The sequence below is a fragment of the Marivibrio sp. genome (genome assembly GCF_040218065.1).
Taxonomy (GTDB): domain Bacteria; phylum Pseudomonadota; class Alphaproteobacteria; order UBA8366; family Aestuariispiraceae; genus Marivibrio.
On record NZ_JAVJQE010000013.1, the window covers coordinates 663992 to 683050 of the forward strand.

Annotated in this window: 20 protein-coding genes and 1 other RNA gene; 9 read left to right on the top strand and 12 right to left on the bottom strand. The window is 69.2% G+C overall.

The window, feature by feature from the left end:
* Positions 1 to 354: 354 nt before the first annotated feature.
* Both RIB45_RS14995 and RIB45_RS15000 read left to right on the top strand, forming a co-directional pair.
* On the top strand, positions 355 to 921 hold the full coding sequence (locus RIB45_RS14995; RefSeq protein ID WP_350051220.1) for a response regulator: 567 nt from the start codon (positions 355 to 357) through the stop codon (positions 919 to 921).
* 110 nt (positions 922 to 1031) lie between these two features.
* Positions 1032 to 1553 (top strand): phosphorelay protein, encoded by a 522-nt coding sequence (locus tag RIB45_RS15000; protein WP_350051221.1) that lies wholly within the window; start codon positions 1032 to 1034, stop codon positions 1551 to 1553.
* A gap of 78 nt (positions 1554 to 1631) precedes the next feature.
* Here RIB45_RS15000 and RIB45_RS15005 read toward each other — a convergent pair whose 3' ends face one another.
* From RIB45_RS15005 to RIB45_RS15025, 5 genes are all read right to left on the bottom strand, one after another.
* Positions 1632 to 2447 carry a TIGR00282 family metallophosphoesterase gene (locus RIB45_RS15005; RefSeq protein WP_350051222.1) on the bottom strand — a complete coding sequence of 272 codons (816 nt, stop codon included), beginning with the start codon at positions 2445 to 2447 and terminating at the stop codon, positions 1632 to 1634.
* Positions 2444 to 3061: a 5-formyltetrahydrofolate cyclo-ligase gene (locus RIB45_RS15010; RefSeq protein WP_350051223.1), complete on the bottom strand. Its 618-nt coding sequence runs from the start codon at positions 3059 to 3061 to the stop codon at positions 2444 to 2446. The genes RIB45_RS15005 and RIB45_RS15010 overlap by 4 nt, the downstream gene beginning before the upstream one ends.
* Before the next feature lie 60 nt (positions 3062 to 3121).
* Positions 3122 to 3278, bottom strand: a non-coding RNA gene (gene ssrS / locus RIB45_RS15015) — 6S RNA.
* A 14-nt stretch (positions 3279 to 3292) separates the two neighbouring features.
* Entirely contained in the window at positions 3293 to 3685 is a 393-nt protein-coding gene (locus RIB45_RS15020; RefSeq protein ID WP_350051224.1) for a cell division protein ZapA, read from the bottom strand.
* A 30-nt stretch (positions 3686 to 3715) separates the two neighbouring features.
* Positions 3716 to 4003, bottom strand: coding sequence for a hypothetical protein (locus tag RIB45_RS15025; protein ID WP_350051225.1), 288 nt, complete (start codon positions 4001 to 4003; stop codon positions 3716 to 3718).
* A gap of 328 nt (positions 4004 to 4331) precedes the next feature.
* Here RIB45_RS15025 and tkt point away from each other — a divergent pair, with 328 nt between their 5' ends.
* From tkt to RIB45_RS15050, 5 genes are all read left to right on the top strand, one after another.
* On the top strand, positions 4332 to 6359 hold the full coding sequence (gene tkt, locus RIB45_RS15030) for a transketolase (protein ID WP_350051226.1): 2028 nt from the start codon (positions 4332 to 4334) through the stop codon (positions 6357 to 6359).
* A 101-nt stretch (positions 6360 to 6460) separates the two neighbouring features.
* A complete protein-coding gene (locus RIB45_RS15035; protein WP_350051227.1) occupies positions 6461 to 7924 on the top strand; it encodes a tannase/feruloyl esterase family alpha/beta hydrolase in 1464 nt (487 codons plus the stop codon).
* Between the two features lie 218 nt (positions 7925 to 8142).
* On the top strand, positions 8143 to 9150 hold the full coding sequence (gene gap / locus RIB45_RS15040) for a type I glyceraldehyde-3-phosphate dehydrogenase (protein WP_350051228.1): 1008 nt from the start codon (positions 8143 to 8145) through the stop codon (positions 9148 to 9150).
* Between the two features lie 28 nt (positions 9151 to 9178).
* Entirely contained in the window at positions 9179 to 10099 is a 921-nt protein-coding gene (locus tag RIB45_RS15045) for a class I fructose-bisphosphate aldolase (protein WP_350051229.1), read from the top strand.
* 25 nt (positions 10100 to 10124) lie between these two features.
* The gene (locus RIB45_RS15050; protein WP_350051230.1) at positions 10125 to 10769 is read left to right on the top strand and encodes a thiamine phosphate synthase; all 645 of its coding nucleotides are present in this window, start codon (positions 10125 to 10127) and stop codon (positions 10767 to 10769) included.
* Positions 10770 to 10784: 15 nt separating this feature from the next.
* On the opposite strand, the gene RIB45_RS15055 is transcribed toward RIB45_RS15050, so the two are convergent.
* The 7 genes from RIB45_RS15055 to efp all read right to left on the bottom strand — a co-directional run bounded on the left by RIB45_RS15055 (position 10785) and on the right by efp (position 17319).
* On the bottom strand, positions 10785 to 11174 hold the full coding sequence (locus RIB45_RS15055; RefSeq protein WP_350051231.1) for an MAPEG family protein: 390 nt from the start codon (positions 11172 to 11174) through the stop codon (positions 10785 to 10787).
* Positions 11175 to 11196: 22 nt separating this feature from the next.
* A complete protein-coding gene (locus RIB45_RS15060; RefSeq protein WP_350051232.1) occupies positions 11197 to 11481 on the bottom strand; it encodes a hypothetical protein in 285 nt (94 codons plus the stop codon).
* Positions 11482 to 11752: 271 nt separating this feature from the next.
* Positions 11753 to 12946 carry a peptidoglycan -binding protein gene (locus RIB45_RS15065; protein WP_350051233.1) on the bottom strand — a complete coding sequence of 398 codons (1194 nt, stop codon included), beginning with the start codon at positions 12944 to 12946 and terminating at the stop codon, positions 11753 to 11755.
* A 29-nt stretch (positions 12947 to 12975) separates the two neighbouring features.
* Positions 12976 to 14163 (bottom strand): flagellar motor protein MotA, encoded by a 1188-nt coding sequence (locus tag RIB45_RS15070; protein WP_350051234.1) that lies wholly within the window; start codon positions 14161 to 14163, stop codon positions 12976 to 12978.
* Between the two features lie 92 nt (positions 14164 to 14255).
* Complete coding sequence (locus RIB45_RS15075; RefSeq protein ID WP_350051235.1) at positions 14256 to 15626, bottom strand: OmpA family protein; 1371 nt, start codon at positions 15624 to 15626, stop codon at positions 14256 to 14258.
* A 217-nt stretch (positions 15627 to 15843) separates the two neighbouring features.
* Positions 15844 to 16647 (bottom strand): inositol monophosphatase family protein, encoded by an 804-nt coding sequence (locus RIB45_RS15080; RefSeq protein WP_350051236.1) that lies wholly within the window; start codon positions 16645 to 16647, stop codon positions 15844 to 15846.
* A 105-nt stretch (positions 16648 to 16752) separates the two neighbouring features.
* Positions 16753 to 17319 carry an elongation factor P gene (gene efp / locus RIB45_RS15085; RefSeq protein WP_350051237.1) on the bottom strand — a complete coding sequence of 189 codons (567 nt, stop codon included), beginning with the start codon at positions 17317 to 17319 and terminating at the stop codon, positions 16753 to 16755.
* Positions 17320 to 17561: 242 nt separating this feature from the next.
* Between efp and epmA the strand changes: the two genes are divergently transcribed.
* Together epmA and rpmE are read left to right on the top strand one after the other, a co-directional pair.
* The gene (epmA, locus tag RIB45_RS15090) at positions 17562 to 18653 is read left to right on the top strand and encodes an EF-P lysine aminoacylase EpmA (protein ID WP_350051238.1); all 1092 of its coding nucleotides are present in this window, start codon (positions 17562 to 17564) and stop codon (positions 18651 to 18653) included.
* Positions 18654 to 18788: 135 nt separating this feature from the next.
* Positions 18789 to 19013 carry a 50S ribosomal protein L31 gene (rpmE, locus tag RIB45_RS15095; protein ID WP_350051239.1) on the top strand — a complete coding sequence of 75 codons (225 nt, stop codon included), beginning with the start codon at positions 18789 to 18791 and terminating at the stop codon, positions 19011 to 19013.
* Positions 19014 to 19059 lie beyond the last annotated feature (46 nt).

The window sequence follows — 19059 nt, forward strand, 5'->3', positions numbered from 1 at the left end:
GCGCACGGCTTTCCTGACCCGAGTAGGCGCGCTCGAGCCAGTCTGCGCTGCGGGTTCCCTATCGGCGGTTTGTGGCGGATTTGCGGCGCGGCCTCGCGCGCCGCCGCCCGCGCGTCCCCTGCATAGGCGACGCGCGCGCCCGGTGCAACGAAGACGCATTCCCGTAATGCCGTCAGGGTTTAATTCCCGATTCCACAAGACCTCTATCGGTCGTATAACAAACACAGCACAACCCATACGAACCGACGCCGCGAGCGTCGGCGGCGCGGGAGGACGCGCGGTCTCTTGGGTCGGCTGACGACGGGGCGGACGGCAGGCGGGTCCGTCGTCAAAATTAGAGGGCTCTCAGCGACGATGCCTTTGCGTCTGGACCGCGTGACCATCATGCTGGTCGACGACAATCCGCACATGCGTGCGCTTCTGCGCGATATTCTCCAAGGCTTCGAGGTTCAGAACATTGTTGAATGCTCTGACGGATCGGAAGCGTTTGCGGAATTGCAGCACCGCCCTGCGGACCTTGTCTTCGTCGATTGGATGATGGCGTCGCTCGACGGGTTGGCGTTCACCCGGCTGGTGCGCGCCGCGCCCGACAGCCCGAATCCCTTCCTGCCGATCGTCATGTTGACCGGCCACACGGAGCGCCGCCGCATCCTGGAGGCGCGCGACGCCGGCGCGACCGAGTTTCTGGCCAAGCCGGTGACGCCGCTCGGCCTCTATTCGCGCATCCGCGCGGTGATCGAGACGCCCCGTCCCTTTGTGCGGGTCGGCGACTATGTCGGCCCCTGCCGTCGGCGCAAGCTGGAGGACTTCTCGGGCGAGGAGCGGCGGGAGCGAGCCCGGCGACTTCCGCGCACGACGGCGCAAGAGCGCGACGACCGCGCCGGCCTGCACGCCGTGGCGCACGAGATCGGCGAACTGTAACGGGCCCGGGAATTGCGTGCGCGCCGCGATTCGGCTTTAACAGAGGGTGCGTCGGCCATCGAGGATCGCAGACGCCGGCCCGCGGGGCCTGCGAGGTAAGGAAGAAGCGGATGAGCGACCAATCCAACGGCGGCGGCAAGAAGAACGACGCGGTGCAGATCATCAACCCGCCTCATCCGCTCAAGCACAAGGTGAGCGGCGGCGGCGGTCCAAGCCCCGAAATGCTGGCGAAGGCCGAAGCCGCGATCGCCAAAATGAGCGACGACTACCCCAATTGGGCCAGCAAGGACGTCGAGACGCTCAGCGCGTTGGTCGCCAGAATCGAGCCAGGCGTCGACAATGAGGCGGAGCCGGTGCGCGAGGCCTTCCGCTTGGCGCACGACATGCGCGGCCAAGGCGGCAGCTTCGGCTATCCGCTGATGACCCGCATCGCCAACTCCTTTTGCCGCTTCACCGAGAAGGTGGACGTGCTCGACGCTGGCGGCGTCGGGATTCTGGAGACCCACGTCAACGCCATGCGCGCGATTGTCGGCAACCGGGTCAAGGGAACCGGCGGCGAAATGGGCGATCAGATCGCCGACGGCCTCGATGCGGCGGTGCGAAAGTATCTGGCGAAACGCGGGACGGCCTGAAACGGGCGTCCGTCGACCCGGCGGCGGCCGGCTCGCGTCCGGGTTAGATCCGGGCGGTTCAGCGGAGCCGCAGCGCGCTCAAGCCGGCCAGGCGGCGCGCAACTTGCCGCCGACGCGAAGCGGCTCCACCCGATCGGCGAGGCCTGTCTTGGGGTCGGTTTCGACCAGCACGCCGCACAGCGTGCCCTGCCCTTCCGCCGGCTCCATGCGCGGGCGGGGCAAGCGGCCGAGCAGACGCTCCAGCGACAATTCCTTCTTCATGCCGATCACGGAATCATAGTCGCCGCACATGCCGGCGTCGCATTGAAAGCCGGTGCCGCCCTCCAGCACGTGCGCGTCGCCTGTGGGCACATGCGTGTGGGTGCCGACGACCAGGCTCGCGCGGCCGTCGCAGTAATGGCCGGCGGCGTATTTCTCGCTGGTCGCTTCGCCGTGGAAATCGACCAGTACGAAGTCGAAGCCGCTTTCGACCGGCGCGCCGGGCGGCAACGCCTTTTCGATCGCTTGGAAGGGATCGTCCAGCGGCTCCATGAAAAGCCGCCCCATGACGTTGACGACAAGGATCCGATGCCCCTTGTCGGTGTCGAAGACGCCGACCCCGCGGCCCGGAGTCCCGGCCCGAAAATTCGCCGGACGGAGAAGCCTCGGCTCCTCGTCGATATGGCCCAGGATCTCCGCCTGATCCCACGAATGATTGCCGCCGGAGATCACGTCGACGCCGGCGGCGAATAATTCTTCGCAGATTTTCTTGGTGATGCCGAAGCCGTGCGCGGCGTTCTCGCCGTTCGCCACGACGAAGTCCAGGCCGAGTTCGTCGCGCAGCTGCGGCAGCCGCGCCTTGATCGCCTCTCGGCCCGGGCGGCCGACGACGTCGCCGAGGAACAGCGTCTTCACGGACGGAACGCCCGCTTCTCGGTCACGATCCAGTCGAGCGGCTGATCGGTCTCCTCGCGCGGCACGTGATCGACCTCCTGCGCGGCGAAGGCCACGCCGACGGCCAACACCGTCTTGCGCCGCCGCAGTTCCTCAAGCGACCGGTCGTAGAAGCCGCCGCCATAGCCGAGGCGATAGCCCGTCCGATCGAAGGCCAGCATCGGCACGATCAGGATGTCGGGATCGACGGCCTCGGCCGTATCGGCCGGCGCGCGGGTGCCGAAGCTTTCCTCCACCAGGGCGTCGCCTTCGTTGTAGAGGCGGAAGCTGAGCGGCGCATCCTTGGCCTCGACCCGCGGCAACGCCACGCGGCAGCCGCGCGCCCACAGGTTCTTCAACAGCGGACCCGCGTCCAACTCCGTTCCGATCGAGAGAAAGGCGCTGACGATCGATTTCTTCGGCGGATCGATGGCGCTTAGGAAGCGCATCGACACGTCGATCGACGCCATGAGGCCGTTGGCCTCGTGCGCGCGTTTGCGCGCCGCCTGCGCCTCCTTGCGGGCGAGGCGTTTGGCCTCGGCCGTCTCGGCATGGGTCAGCGGTTCGCTCTCTGCTGCGGTGGGTTGACTCGCCATCACGGGTGCGCCGTCTCCTTTCTTTTCCTCAACGCTCGCCAAAGCGGTGGAAATCGGCGGGCGCGGCCGCAGTCGCCGTGGCCTGATCATATCCTCTGGAGCCTGCACTAGCAGGTGGGCGCCGTAGTACCGAGGCCTGGACCCCGGCAGGGACAGCTCCCTAGAGGTGTTTATAGCCCCCGGGACATAGTCGGCTGCACGCACGCCGCAGCACGCGCCCTGCCGGTTGATTTAAGAGCCTTGGAGGCGCTCGGCAATAGCGTCGATGCGCCGGGCTGCGGAATCCAGGCTGGCGGCGGAACGCGCCCGGAGCTCGGCGGCCTCGGCTTCCGCCTTTTCACGCGCGACGTCAGCCTCCGCGCCGCCGGACGCGGCGGCGGCCTCCAGCGCCGCGACGCGGGCCTGCAGCCGCTCGACCTCCTGCGCGCGCTCCGCCAGTTCGTCGGAGGTCATCAAGGCCGCGATCAGCAGCAGGCGGGCGTGGCCGACCTGCCCGATCGCCCCCGCCAGATCGCGCACCTGACCGTCCAACCTTTCGGCCAGAGAGGCGACATGACCCTCCTGACCCGCTTCGCAGGCGACCGTGTAGTCCCGATCGTTGACGGTGACGGTGATCTGGCCCATCCGGTCCGCGCTCCCTTCGCTTGCGCCCTGTCAGCGCCCGTCCTCGGCCAGCGCCGCGTCGAGATCGCCGAGCGCGGCGTCGATCTCCTTGAGCGCGCCGCGCTTCAACCGCTCGATCTCCGCCTCCAGCGCGGCGACCCGCGCGGCGAGAGCGTCGCGCTCTTCCGTCAGGGCGGCGTTTTCGGCGCTCAGCGCGCTCGGGTCCGCATCGCCTACCCCGGCGGCCTTCGCCAGCGCCGCGGCCGCAGGCGCGCTGACGGCCTCCAGCCGATCCAGGGCGGCGGCGAGGCGGGCTTCGGCGGCGTCGAGATCGCTCATCTCACGGATCCGAGGTCGGGGGGCGTCGTCCGGCGTTCGAACGACCGGGTCTGACGGTAGGCGCGCCGCCGGGTCGCGTCAACTGGCCCGCGGCGGTCTCGGCGCGCGCGGAACGCCCGGAGAGCGGGGTGAATCCGGTTGACCTGCCCGGTCCCGCCTTGCATGGTGCGCCCGCCGCGCACGGGGGTCCGATCGCGGCGATTTCGATCGATCATCGGCGCGCCTGAAGCGCCGGTCGCGCCGAGGCGCCGGTCGCGCCGGGGCGCCAGGACCCGGACCGCATCCCCGGCGCGCCGACGCGACTGCAGACTGAAGAGTGCCGCCCCCCATGTCCAACTCCGCCTCCTCCGCCGCCGACCCCGCTTCGGCGGCCGTCACCCCGAAACAGATGGCCGGCGCGATTCGCGCGCTCGCGATGGACGCGGTTGAGCGCGCGAAGTCCGGGCATCCCGGCATGCCGATGGGCATGGCCGACGTCGCGACGGCGCTGTTCAGCAAGCATTTGAAATTCGACGCCGCCGCGCCGGACTGGCCCGACAGGGACCGGTTCGTGCTGTCGGCCGGCCACGGCTCGATGCTGCTCTACTCCCTCCTTCACCTCACCGGCTATGAGGACATGACGCTGGAGGAGCTGAAGAATTTCCGCCAGCTCGGGGCCAAGACCGCCGGCCATCCGGAATACGGCCACGCCAAAGGGATCGAGACCACGACCGGGCCGCTGGGCCAGGGGCTGGCCAACGCGGTGGGCATGGCGCTGGCCGAGCGGATGCTGAACGCGCGCTACGGCGACGCGCTGGTCGATCACCACACCTACGTCATCGCCGGCGACGGCTGTTTGATGGAAGGGATCAGCCACGAGGCGATTTCGCTCGCCGGTCATCTGGGGCTCGGCCGGCTGATTGTGCTGTTCGACGACAACGGCATCTCGATCGACGGCAAGACCGATCTCGCGGTCTCCGACGATCAGATCGCCCGGTTCGAAGCCTGCGGCTGGCACGTCCAGACCTGCGACGGCCACGACCCGGACGCGGTCGACAAGGCGATCGTCGCCGCGAAGCGCTCCACGAAGCCCTCCATGATCGCCTGCAAGACGGTGATCGGCTTCGGCGCGCCGAAGAAGGCCGGCACCGCCGGCGCCCACGGCGCGCCGCTCGGCGCGGACGAGATCGCCGGCGCGCGCGAGGCGCTGGGCTGGACGGCCGAGCCGTTCGAGATCCCTGCCGACATCCTCGACGCCTGGCGCGCCGTAGGCCGTCGCGGCGCGGCCGAGCAGAGCGCCTGGGCCGAGCGTCTGGCCGCCCAGCCGATCGAGACCCGCGCCGCCTTCGAGCGCGGCCAGCAGGGCGGCCTGCCCGAAGGGTGGGAGGCCGCGCTGATCGCGCACAAGAAGAGCCTGTCCGACGAAGCGCCGAAACTTGCGACCCGCGTCGCCTCGCAGAAGGCGCTCGAGGTGTTGAGCGAGGCCGTCCCTGAGTTGATCGGCGGATCGGCCGACCTCACCGGCTCCAACAACACCAAGACGGGCGCCATGACGCCGGTCGGCCGCGACGATTTCTCCGGGCGCTACGTCTATTACGGCGTGCGCGAGCACGGCATGGCCGCGGCGATGAACGGCATGGCTTTGCACGGCGGCTTCATCCCCTACGGCGGCACCTTCCTGGTCTTCACCGACTACTGCCGCCCGGCGATCCGCCTGTCGGCGCTGATGGGCAAGCGGGTCGTCTACGTCATGACGCACGATTCCATCGGCCTCGGCGAAGACGGGCCGACGCATCAGCCGGTGGAGCATCTCTCGGCCCTGCGCGCGATTCCAAACGTGACCGTGTTCCGTCCCTGCGACGCGGTCGAGACGGCGGAATGCTGGGCGCTGGCGCTGCAGAACGCGGACGGCCCGTCGATCCTGGCGCTGACCCGGCAGGGTCTGGCGACGCTGCGCACGAGGCACCAGGACGAGAACCTCTCGGCGCGCGGCGGCTACGTGATCCGCGAGGCTGCGGGCGGCCCGCGTCGGGCGACGATCGCAGCCACCGGCTCTGAGGTCGAGATTGCGGCGGCGGCGGCCGAGGCGCTGGAGGCGCGCGGCGTTCCGACGGCGGTGGTCTCGGTCCCGTCGATGGAGCTGTTTCGGGCGCAGAGCGCAGCCTATCGCGAAAGCGTGCTGGGCGGCGCCGACGTGGCCAAGGTTGCGGTCGAAGCGGCCACCGATCAGAGCTGGTATGGGATCATGGGCGGCGACTTCGCCTTCGTCGGCATGGACGGCTTCGGGGCCTCCGCCCCCTATCAGGACCTCTACGATCATTTCGGCCTGACGGCGGACAGGATCGCCGCGGCGGTCGTTGCGCGCGTCACGGGCTGAGCGTACTCTTTTCCCCTAAAATTCGGCGTCGCCGGGCGCGCTTTCACTCAGTGGAAGACCAGCGCGCGGCGCAAGAAGAGCCGAGACAAGGGGGAGCCGTCATGCTGCATCAGTCCGCCCGCGCCGCCGTCGTCGGCGCTGTTTTCACCGTCAGCGCCCTCGCCGCGTTCGCCTTTCCGGCGGCGGCGCAAGAGAAGACCGCCGAGGATTGCGCCGCCTTGCGCGACCTCGTGATCGACGCGGGCTACGTGACCTCCGCGCGCGTCGTGCCGGCGCTCGAAGACACGCCCGCCTATTGCGAAGTCCGCGCGCGCGCCTTGCCTGACATTTCGATCGAAGTCCGTCTGCCGACGGCCGACTGGAACGGCAAGTTCTATCAGACCGGCTGCGGCGGCTTCTGCGGCGTGCTGGGCCGCGCCGACAGCCAGGGCGGCTTCATCAACGCCATGGGGCCGGGCTTGAAGCGCGGCTATGCGACCGCGACCTCCGACAGCGGCCATCACGGACTCCACGTCCTCGACGCCGGCTGGGCGCACGACAATCCGCACGCCGAACGCGACTGGGGCTGGCGGTCGATCGGCGAGACCAATCGGGTGGCCCAGGCCGCGATCGACGCCTTCTACGGCGGCGCGCCGGCGCAGTCCTACTTTCAGGGCTGCTCCACGGGCGGGCGCATGGCGCACATGGCGACGCTGCGCTATCCGGAAATGTTCTCGGGCGTGATCTCAGGCGCGCCGGCGATGGACTACACCGGCCTGGTCGCGACCAAGATGGCCTGGATCACCCAAGCGAACACGGACGCGGCCGGCGAACAAATCCTGAAGCCCGGCAAGGAGGCGCTGATCGGCGCGGAGGTGATGCGCCAGTGCGACGGCGCCGACGGCGCGGAGGACGGTCTGATCGCCGATCCGCGGGCGTGCTCCGTCGACCTCAAGACGATGCGCTGCCCGGACGGCGGTCCGGGCGCCGAGTGTCTGAGCGACGCCGAACTGGGCGTCGTCGCCGCTTGGCGCCAGGGTCCCCGCAACGCCGCCGGCGAGCAGCTTTACCCCGGCGGGATCCCCGAGGGCTCCGAGCCGTTCTGGTGGCTGTGGCTCACCGGAAAGGAAGGCGGCGGCGGAAAACTCGTCCCCGCTTTCAGCAGCAGCTTCGGCGCCTACATGGCTTTCGCCGACGACCCGGGACCGGAGTGGACGCCGCTCGACTTCGATTTCGAGCGCGATCCGCCGCGGCTCTCGACGATGGCGAGCGTCTACAACGCCGACGATCCCGACATCGGGGCCTTCCGGGCCGCGGGCGGCAAATTGATCGTCTGGCACGGGTGGGCCGACGCGATCGTCACGCCTTACAAGACGGTCGACTGGTACGACAAGGCGGCGGCCGCCGCCGGGGGCGAGGCGACGCTGCGCGAGAGCGCGCGCCTCTTCATGATCCCCGGCATGGACCATTGCGGGCTGCTGCCCGGACCGGGCGGCGTCAACCAGTTCTCGATCGACCCGCTCACGGCGTTGGAGCGCTGGGTGGAGGACGGGGTCCCGCCGGCCGACCTCGCGCTCGCGGAATGAGATCGACCGCACGCGTTTTCTGGCGGAAATCGCCGCGGAAATCGGCCTGACCGGCTTGCTTTTGCCGGCCTGGGGCGCCAATAACACGGCCCGAGGTTTCACGGCGTCCGACGGCGGCTCGTTGCATCGAGCCGCCGTCGGGCCGCCGGGCGCGCCGATCGCCTCCAGGGCCGGCGCGCGGTCGATTTTTCACACGCATCAGGAAAGGGAACAGCGCGATGGCGGTTCGGGTGGCGATCAACGGATTCGGGCGCATCGGGCGGCTCGTGCTGCGCGCGGCGATCGAGCAGGGGCGCGACGATATCGAGTTCGTGGCGATCAACGATCTCGGCACGGTCGAGGCGAACGCGCACATGCTGAAGTACGACACCGTGCACGGCCGCTTCCCCGGCGAAGTGGAGACCGGCAAGGACTGGATGTCGGTCAACGGCAAGCAGATCAAGGTGACGGCCGAGCGCGATCCCTCGAAGCTGCCCTGGGGCGAGATCGGCGTCGACGTGGCGCTTGAGTGCACCGGCCTCTTCGCCTCCAAGGAAAAAGCTTCAGCCCATCTGACGGCCGGCGCCAAGCGCGTGCTTGTCTCGGCCCCCTGTTCGGAGGCCGACGCCACCATCGTCTACGGCGTCAACCACGATGTGCTGAAGCCGAGCCACACCGTGATCTCGAACGCCAGCTGCACCACCAACTGCCTCGCCCCGGTGGCGCACGTCCTCAACCAGGCGGTCGGTATCGAGCGCGGCTTCATGTCGACGATCCACGCCTTCACCGGCGACCAGCGCACCGTGGACACGCTTCACAGCGACCTGCGCCGGGCGCGCGCGGCCAGCGAATCGATGATCCCGACCTCGACCGGCGCGGCGCGCGCCGTCGGCTTGGTGCTGCCGGAACTGAAGGGCAAGCTGGACGGCACCGCCATTCGCGTGCCGACCGCCAACGTCTCGCTGATCGACCTGAAGTTTGACGCCGCGCGGGCCACCGACGTGGAGACGATCAACGACGCCATCGTCGAGGCGGCGAACGGCCCGCTGAAGGGCGTGCTCGAGACCAACGACGAGCCGCTGGTCTCGGTCGACTTCAACCATTCCAGCGCCAGCTCGACCTTCGACCTTACGCAGACCCAGGTGGTCGACGGCACGCTGGTGCGCGTGCTCAGCTGGTACGACAACGAGTGGGGCTTCTCCAACCGGATGTCGGACACCGCCGTCGCCGTCGGCAAGCTCGGCTGAGCGCGGACTAGGTCAGGGGGACGATCCGATGAAAGTCACGCAAACCGTCAAGAAGATCCTCTCGCATTATGAGAGCGACAATCCGGGCACGAAGCGCAACATCGCCTCGATGCTGATGCAGGGGAAGCTCGCCGGCAGCGGCAAAATGGTGATCCTGCCGGTCGATCAGGGTTTCGAGCACGGGCCCGCGCGCTCCTTCGCGCCGAATCCGGCGGCTTACGACCCGCACTATCACTACAAGCTGGCGATCGACGCGGGCCTCAACGCCTACGCCGCCCCGCTCGGCCAACTTGAGCTGGGCGCCGACACTTTCGCCGGTCAGATCCCGACCATCCTGAAGGTCAACAGCTCGAATTCCTGGGCGACGGACAAGGATCAGGCGATCACGGCCAGCGTCGACGACGCGCTGAAGCTGGGCTGCGCGGCGATCGGCTTCACCGTCTATCCGGCGAGCGATCACGCGAACGAGCTGTTCGAGGAGATCCGCGAGATGGCGGAGGAGGCGAAGTCCGTCGGCCTCGCCGTCGTGATCTGGTCCTATCCGCGCGGCGGCGACCTGTCGAAGGACGGCGAGACGGCGATGGACGTCTGCGCCTACGCCGCCCACTTGGCCGCCCAGCTCGGCGCCCACGTCATCAAGGTGAAGCCGCCGACGGCCCACCTCGAGCAGCCGGAGGCCAAGAAGATCTACGAGAAGGAGGGGATCGACATCTCGACCCTCGCGGCGCGTGTGGCCCATGTCCGCCAGGCCGCCTTCAACGGCAAGCGCATCGTCGTCTTCTCCGGCGGGGCGGCCAAGGGCCTCGACGGGCTTTACGAGGAGATCCGCGGCCTGCGCGACGGCGGCGCCAACGGCTCCATCATCGGGCGCAACACCTTCCAGCGCCCGCGCGAGGAGGCGTTGGAGATGCTCTCCCACATCATCGACATCTACAAGGGCAAGGCCTGAACGATCCGCTCAAGGTGAGCCGGTCATGACCGACCAGCACGACTGCCAGCTCTATCTCGTGACGCCGCCGGTCTTCGACCCGGCGGCGTTCGCGTCTCTGGTCGAGGACGCGCTGAAGGGCGGGCCGGTCGCCTGCCTGCAGCTGTGGGCGCCGGGCGCGGACGAGGATTTCATCCGATCGGCCGCCAAGCGCCTGCGCGATCCGGTGCAGGGACATGAGACCGCCTTCGTCCTCAACGGGTGGGTGAAGCTCGCCGCCTATCTTGGCTGCGACGGGGTGCATCTCGACCGGGCGTCGGCTAAGGAGGTGAAGGCCGCTAAGAAGACCTTGGGCGACGACGCGATCGTCGGCGTCTCGGCCGGGACCTCGCGCCACGACGCGATGGTGGCGGCGGAAGCCGGCGCCGATTACGTCAGCTTCGGCCCTGTCTTCGACAGCCGCACGAAGGACCTGCCGGCCGAGCCCGACGCGTTGGCCGCGATCGAATGGTGGGGCGAGATGATGGAGACGCCCTGCGTCGCCGTCGGCGGGATCGCGCCGGAGACGGTCAAGAAGCCGGTCGACGCGGGCGCCGATTTCGTCTGCGCCGTCTCCTCCGTCTGGGATCATCCCGACGGCCCCGGCGCCGCGGTCGCCGCCTTCACGCAGGCGCTTAAGGCCGCACGGTAGGCCGCCAGCCCTCGCCTACGCCAGCGCCGCCGCGAACATCGCGGCCGTCGCCGCGAAGCCGACGAACCAGATTATCGAGCGCAGATAGGGAACGCCGCTGGCGTAGGCCGGGACGTAGAGGATCCGCGCGCCCAGATAGATCCAGGCGCAAGCGGCGGTGACTTGGCTCCCCTGCCCGCTCAGGCTGACGACCGCGACGGCGGCGGTGAACAGGATCAGCGCTTCGAAATGGTTGTTTGAGGCGCGGTAGAGCCGGCCGGGGACGCCGGTCGGCTCCCGCGTCTCGTCGCGCGGCCCGGCGGTGTAGCCGGTCCCCAGCTGGCGGTTGGCGGGAACCGCCATGATCAGGATTTGGACGACCTGCAGCAGGCCGGCGAGCGCGAGGACTGTGAGTTCGGGTGTCATAGGCCGGCATATAGGGCGCAGGTCACGCGCGCGCCACCCGCAAGACGTGGTCCCCGCGCCCCGGCGCCGTGAAGGACGGGTCGCCGAACGGGTCGTGATCGTCCAGCGCCGCCTCGACCGCCCGGCTCCCGCGCGCCGCTGTAGGGCTTTCGGACAGATCGTTGTCGAAACCAGGATACAGCGCGGAGTGGAAATCCGCGCCGACCGCCTTCTTCGGGTCGACGCCGGCGGCCTCAAGAAACGGATCAGCTACGCCGACCGACGACGCGTGATTTTCCGGCGCCCGGCGGCGGCGCTTTTTGTCCACGTGTTCGTCGCTGTACTCAGCAACTGGCCGTGGTGACGGCGTACGCACGATGTCTCCTTCCTGTCGGAACCCTCTGCAGCCACAAAAAACGGCCCTGAACCGAAGTCCGGGGCCGCTGACGCCCACAGCGCCCTGTGCTAGGCGCGGAGATGAAGCTGGTTGTGTGTGGGAAGCGAAAGCGGGGGCCTCCGGATCGGAGGCGCCGTAAGCCTGGGCCTACCGCGCGGAGGTCCCCGCTTTCGCGGGGACGCCGGAAAGGAGGGATCAGCTCCTACAACTGATCCAGCTTCATCTCGATGCGCCGGTTGCGTTGGTAGGCTTCCGGGTTGTCGCGCGGGTCGAGGGGCTGGTTGTCGCCGAAGCCGGTGGCGGCGAGGCGCTCGCTGGGCACGCCCTGGCTGACCAGGAATTTCACCACGGAGATCGCGCGGGCGGTCGAGAGCTCCCAGTTCGAAGGAAAGCGCGCAGTCGCGATCGGCACGCGGTCGGTGTGACCGTCGACGCGCAGGATCCAATCGATCTCGTCCGGGATCTCCGCGCCGATTTCGTTCAGCGTGCGGGCGAACTGCACCAGCTGGAACTTGCCCGCCACGCCGAGTTCGGCCGAGCCCTGGTCGAACAGCACCTCCGACTGAAAGACGAAGCGGTCGCCGACGATCTCGATATTGCTCCGGTCGCCCAGGATCTCACGCAGCCGGCCGAAGAATTCCGAGCGGTAACGCGCCAGCTCCTGCACCTTGGAGGCGAGCGCGACATTCAGGCGCTTGCCGAGATCGGCGATCTGCGCCTGCGCCCGTTCGTCGCGGGCTTCCGAGGCCTCGAGCGCGTCGTTCAGGCTCGCGATCTGGGCGTTCAGCTCCCGCAGCTGCTTGTTCAGCTGGGCGATCTCGGCCCGGCTCTCCAGCAGCTTTTCGCGCTCCTCGTCGAGGGTGAGGTCCTTTTGCGCCAGCTCGCCCTTCAGCTCCTCCTCCAACGCGCGCAGCGCCTCGACCCGGTTCTCGAGCGCCGCAATCTCCTGCAGCTGCAGGCCGATCTTCTCCTGGCTCGCCTCGATCACCTTGTAGGCGTCCTCGAGATCGGCGGCGACCTTGTCGATCCGCCCTTGCGCGCCGGCGACGTCGGCCTTGAGGGAGGTGTTCTCCTGGCGCAGCTCCGAGAGCTGGGCCTGCAGCGCATCCCGACGGGCGAGCGAGGCGCGCAGATCGGCCGACAGCCGCTCGATGTTTTCGCGCAGATCCGTGTTCGCCTCGCGCTCCAAGGCGAGCGTCGAGGAGAGCTCGTTGATCCGCGCGTTGAGCCGGTCGAGCGCCCGATCGCGGCCGACCAGCGCCTCGTTCAGGTAGAGCTGCGAGACGACGAAGATCATCAGCAGGAAGATGATGACCATCAGCAACGTCGCCAGCGCGTCGACGAAGCCGGGCCAGATATCCTGATTGTTGCGTTGTCTGCGCGAGGAAAGCGCCATGGGCTAATCCGCTCCTTGCAGCCGACGCCTCAGCGCGGCTCCTCGCCGCGCGTGGCCTGATCGGGATTGCGTCCCTGGGCGATGGCGGCCAGCGTGCGGGCCAGCAGGCGGATTTCGCCGCGGATCTCCTGCACCGTCTCGTTCCGGCCGCGGGGCAATTCCTCCAGCATCCGAGCGAGATGGGCGTCGACGTTGCGGATGTGCTGGCGCATCTGGCCGTCGTCCGTGCCGCCGGCGTGCTCGGTCGCCTTGGCGAGGCGCTCCAGCACGCCCTTCAACTCCATCTGCCCTTCGGCGAGGCGCAGCATCAGATCCTGCTCGGTTTTCATGGCGTCGGTCAGCGCGGAGAGTTTATCGCCGAGTTGTCGCATGTCGCCCTGACCGGAGGCGCGGTTTTCTTCCGCCCGCGCCATCACGCGCTGGAGGTTCTCAAGGCTGTCGGCGGTCTGCTCCAGCAGCGCCTGGATATAGGCCGGCACCGACTGCTCCCCGTCTCCCGCGATCGCGCCGGAGGACAGCCGCGTCAGGCTGGAAAGCCACTCCTCCAGATCGTTGTAGAAACGGTTCTGCGCCTGACCCGCCTGCAACGTCAGAAAGCCCAGGATCAGCGAGCCCGCGAGGCCGAAGAGCGACGAGCTGAAGGCCGTGCCCATCCCGGCGAGCGGGGTCTGCAGCCCCTGCTTCAGTTCGCCGAAGGCCCCGCTCGCCTCCTCGCCTGCGAGGTTCAGGCCGGAGATCACGTCGCCGACGCTGCGCACCGTGTCGAGCAGCCCCCAGAAGGTGCCGAGCAGGCCGAGGAAGACCAGCAGCCCCACCATGTAGCGACCGATCTCGCGGCTTTCGTCGAGCCGCGTCGCGATGCCGTCCAGGATGGTCTTCATCGCGCCGGCCGAAATGTGCATCTGCCCGGTGCGGCTGGACCGGCTGGACAGCAGCGTCGCCGCCGAGGCCATCAGGCGCGGGGCGTCCTTCGACGACGGAATCCCGCCGTCGGGGCCGAGCTTGAAGCGCTCGATCCAATTGACCTCCAGATTGAGCGTCGCGACGGTTCGGAAACTGTGGATGATCCCGACCAGCAATACGCCGAGGATCACCCCGTTGATGAAGACGTTCGCGAAGAACGCCTCCTCCAACTGCGGGTAGATCAGGAAGACCCCGATCGCGACCAGCAGCACGAACACGGCCATGCGGATCAGAAAAGCGTTCGGACGGCTCAAAGCATCTCCTCCCGGGCGCAGAACGCCGTGGCGCTTGCGGCATCGTCTGATCGCGCTTCACCCCTGCGCCCGTCGATCGGGCGCGCGGTCGCTCAGCGCTGCAGAATCACGTCGACCCGATTCATCGACCCGCCGTCTTCGGGCGGGTTGGCGCCCAGCGCCTGCACGTCCATGCGCCTGCTGCTGACGTCGCGCTTCATAAGATAGGTCCGCACGGCCAGCGCGCGGAACAGCGAGACGCGCCGCGATTGGTTGGCGGTGTCCCCCTCCGCCTGGGCGTAGCCGCGAAGACGCAGGCGCAGATCCGAATCCTCGCGCATCCTTTCTGCAAGCCGATCGAGCGCGGCCTCCGCGCCGGACGGCAGATCCTGCGCGCCAGGGTCGAACAGGACCGAAAGGCCCCGCTCTCGCTCCACGACGATCGAGGGGTCGATGGCGGCGACCTGCGTGTCAGCCGCATCGGCCGCCTCAGGCGCCGCCTCGGGAGCGGGCGCCGGTTGCGGCGGCTCCTCCAGCTCAGGCGGCGCGACCTCGGCGGACGAAGCCTCCTGTGCGGGCTCTCTCGGTGCGGGCTCGGGCTCGGCGGGCGCGGCCGCAACCGCGCTTGGGGCGGGCTTCGGTTCGGGCGCGGGCGCGGTCGCCGGCTCGGCCTCGGGGGCCGCCGCCGGTGCAGGCGCCGGCTCGGACGGTGCGGGCGCCGACTCCGGGGAAGGTTCCGGGACGGGCTCTGGGGCTGGTTCCGGCGCTGGTTCCGGGGCTGGTTCCGGGGCTGGTTCCGGGGCGGCGGCGCTTTCACGCGGCGCCGGCTCGGGCTCGGCGGCGGGCGCGGCCTCCGGCGCGGCGGCGCGCTCGGGTTCCGGCGCCGGCTCGGCCGTTGCGGCGGAGGGGGCGTCTTCGATTTCAGGCTTCGGCGGCGGCGCCGAGGGCCGGGACGACGCGGCCTCGCCCTCGAGCCCCGACTGCGGGGCCGCGTCCGGCGTCGCGAGCGCCGTCTCGGACGGAATGTTCAACGTCGAGGTCGGCGCTTCCTTCGGCGGAGGCTGCAGGGCGATCGGCGCGTCGGCTGTCGGCTGCGCCGGTTGCGGCGTCGCAGGTTGCGGCGTCGCAGGTTGGGGCGTCGCAGGTTGGGGGCGGGCGGCCTGCGGCGTGGCGGGTTGCGGGCGCGCCGTCTGCTGCGGGGTCGGCTGTTGCGGGAACGGCTGCTGCGGGGCGGCGCCGGGTTGTCCCGACGGGGCCAGCATGCCCGGCAGATTCGGCGGCTGACCGAGTTGATCCAGAACCGAGAGATCGATGATCACCGTCTGGTCCGTCTCCGCGCGCCCCTGATAATAGGCCTTCTGCGCGGCGGCGGGCCAAGCGGACAGCGTCGTCCCCGCCAGCAGCGCCGCCGACAAAACCAGCGCCCGGCTGCGCCGGCGCGTTTTGTCGGTCGAATTGATCCTCATCAAGTCGCTCGCCGTCATCTTCAAGATCCACGCTTCGCCGGACGCAGCGCTGACCCGCACGTCCTGCGCGCATCCCGCCGCCGTCAGCCCCGCTCTCAGCGGCGATCGCCTCCGCCCCTTGCGGCCATCACCATAGACCGGCGAACGGCGCGGCCTCAACCGTCCAGGGCCCCGCCGCCCGTCATCACGCGCACGCTCCGTCGATTCGCAACCGGCGCCAAGCGTCGTGCGCGGCTCAACTCTCGACTTTCAGCATCGCCACGAGCGGCTTTTGCAGCAACTCGTTGGTTGCGATCAGATCGGGCTCGGACAGGCCGTATGTACGCCCCTTCCCGTCCAGCACGAAACCGCCCGCTTCGCGGACGATGACGACGCCCGCGGCGACGTCCCAGGGGCTGAGGCCGCGCTCCCAGAAGCCGTCGAGGCGGCCGGCGGCGACGTAGGCCAGATCGAGCGAGGCGGCGCCGAAACGACGCACGCCCGCACAGCCGTTCATCGCCTTTTCCAACCGCTTCGTGAAGACGGCCTTGCCGGCGCCTTCCTGGATGCCGAGATGCGGGATGCCCGTGCCGAGCACGGCGTCGGACAGGTGTTGGCGCGCTGAAACCCGGATCCGCCGGTCGTTCACGTAAGCCCCTTTGCCGCGCTCGGCCCAGAACAGCTCGTCCTTGATCGGATCGTAGATCACGCCGGCAAGCAGCTCGCCGCGCTCCTCGAAGCCGACTGAGACGGCCCAGTGCGGGAGGCCGTGCAGAAAGTTCGTCGTCCCGTCCAACGGGTCGATGATGAAGCGACGGTCCGGGTCCGCCCCGGTCACGGTCCCCGTCTCCTCCATCAACAGGCTGAAATCGGGGCGCGCCTTGAGCAGCTCCTCGCGCAGAATCTTCTCGGCCTTGCGGTCGGCGTTGGAGACGAAATCGGCCGGCCCCTTGCGGCTGACCTGCAGCTGCTCGACCTCCCCGAAATCGCGGACCAGCGCCCGGCCCGCCTTTTCGGCGGCGCGGGTCATGACGTTGAGAATGGCGGAGCGAATGAGCATGGCGGGTTCTGTCTCTCGTCGTCGGCGGCGCGGGCGCCCCGGAAAAAAACGACGGCGGGGTCGTCGTTCGGCCCCGCCGTCTGCTGATCGACGCGTCTGGGCGCCTTAGTCCTTGGCGCGCTCGACGTAGGAGCCGTCGGCGGTCATGACGACGATGCGGGTGCCGGCCTCAATATGCGGCGGCACCAGCGTCGCGCGACCGTTCTCGAGCTTCGCCGGCTTGTAGGAGGAAGACTGCGTCTGGCCCTTCACCACCGGGTCGGCCTCGACGACCTCCATCGTCACCTTCTGCGGCAGCTGGGCCGAGATCGGCGCCCCCTCATGGGTGGAGATGGTGACCGTCATGTTCTCCTGCAGGAAGTCCCTGGGCTCGCCGATCACGTCGCCGGGCACCTCGAGCTGCTCGAAGGTCTCCTGGTTCATGAAGTGATAGACGCCGTCCATTTCGTAGAGATACTGATAGTTCGAATCGAACAGCTCCGCCGTCTCGACCTGCTCCTGCGTGCGGAAGCGGAAGTTCGACTTCAGGCCGGTGCGCGCGTCGCGGGCTTCGACCTGCGCGACGGCGGCGCCCTTGCCGGGCTGGTTGATGTCGTTCTTGGTGACGACGAGGAGCTTGCCGTCCACCTCGATGGCGGAGCCGGGGCGCAGATTGATGGCGTTGACCTTCATGGGCGGACTCTTCTCAACTCCTGTGCGCCGGGGCGCTTCACGGTGACGAGGGCGCCGCCGGGACCGGCCGCGAGAGGGCTGGAAGTCCGGGGCGCGCTCCGATAAAGGGGTTTCGCGACGGACGGACCGACAACGCCGACAAGCGCCGGCGCCGCCTCGCGAAAGCGGCGTTTCTCTACCATTCGGACCGCGGCCGGACAAGCCGTGACGCGCGGCCGCGCCGCAGAGCCGAGCGAGACCTGATGACACAGCCGACCGACCGCCGCTTCTGGGCCCCGCAGGCGCTGGCCGCCCGCGAGGCGCGGCTTGCGATCCGCGCCCGGATCCTGAGCGCGACGCGCCGCTGGTTCGACGCGGCCGGCTTCACCGAGGTAGAGACCCCCGCTCTGCAGCTGTCGCCGGGGATGGAGCCGCATCTGGGCGTGTTCGAGACCCGCCTGCTGCCGCCGGGCGCGCACGCGCTGGACGCGGCCGAAGCGGGCGCGCGGCGCTACCTGCACACCAGCCCGGAATTCGCCATGAAGAAACTGCTGGCCGGCGGGCGGGATTTGGCCGCGTTCCGGCGCATCTGGCAGCTCGCCCCGGTTTTCCGAAACGCCGAAGGCTCCGGACGTCACAGCCCGGAGTTCCGGATGCTGGAATGGTACCGGGCGGAGGCCGCCTATCTCGATCTGATCGACGATTGTCGGGGCCTTCTGTCCGCGGCGGCCGAGGTCGCCGGAACGCCGCTGTTCCGCGCCGGCGATCGGGTCTGCGACGTCTCGGCGCGATGGGAGCGGATCAGCGTCGCCGAGGCCTTCGAGCGTTGGGTCGGTCTCGACCTCCCGGCGCTGACCCAAGGCGATCCGAGCGATCCGGACGCCGCGCCGATGATCGAGGCGGCGCGCGGCCTCGGCCTGCGCGCGGCCGACGACGACCGCTGGGAGGACGCCTTCTTCCGCATCCTGGAGGCGAGGGTCGAGCCGCATCTGGGGGCGGATCGGCCGACGGCGCTGCATTCCTATCCGATCTCCATGGCCGCGCTCAGCCGGCCGAGCGCCGACGATCCCGCGACGGCCGAACGGTTCGAGCTCTACGTCGCCGGCGTCGAGCTCGCCAACGCCTTCGGGGAGTTGGCGGACGCGGGCGTTCAGCGCGCCCGTTTCGAGGCCGACCGCGCGCTGCATGAGCGGCTCTACGGCCGCCCCGCCCCGCCGATCGACGAGGGGTTCCTTGAGGCGGTCGAGACCCTCCCCCCGCGCGCGGCCGGGATCGCGCTCGGCTTCGACCGACTGGTCATGCTGGCGACCGGCGCCGACGACATCCGAGAGGTGCAGTGGGCGTGGGTGGAATAGAAGGCGGAAATCCCCTGGAATTGCGGTTGCGCCGCGCGCGGCCTTTCTGTAGAACCCGCGTCCAGCAGTGACCTGAAACCCCATGCGATAGGGCGCGTCGCGTATGGCCGCGCCCGTCCATGAAGGAGACGAGACATGAAGGCCGACATCCATCCCGAGTACCACACCATCACGGTCCAGCTGGTCGACGGCACGACCTACGAGACCCGCTCCACCTGGGGCAAGGAGGGCGACGTCATGAAGCTCGACATCGACCCCTCCACGCACCCGGCCTGGACCGGCGGCCCGGCCCGCCTGATGGAGAGCGGGCAGTTGGCGCGCTTCAATAAGCGCTTCGCGAGCTTCGGCCTCAAGACCTGATCGGCCTCGGCCCGACGGTTCGGAAAAAGGCGGCTTCGGCCGCCTT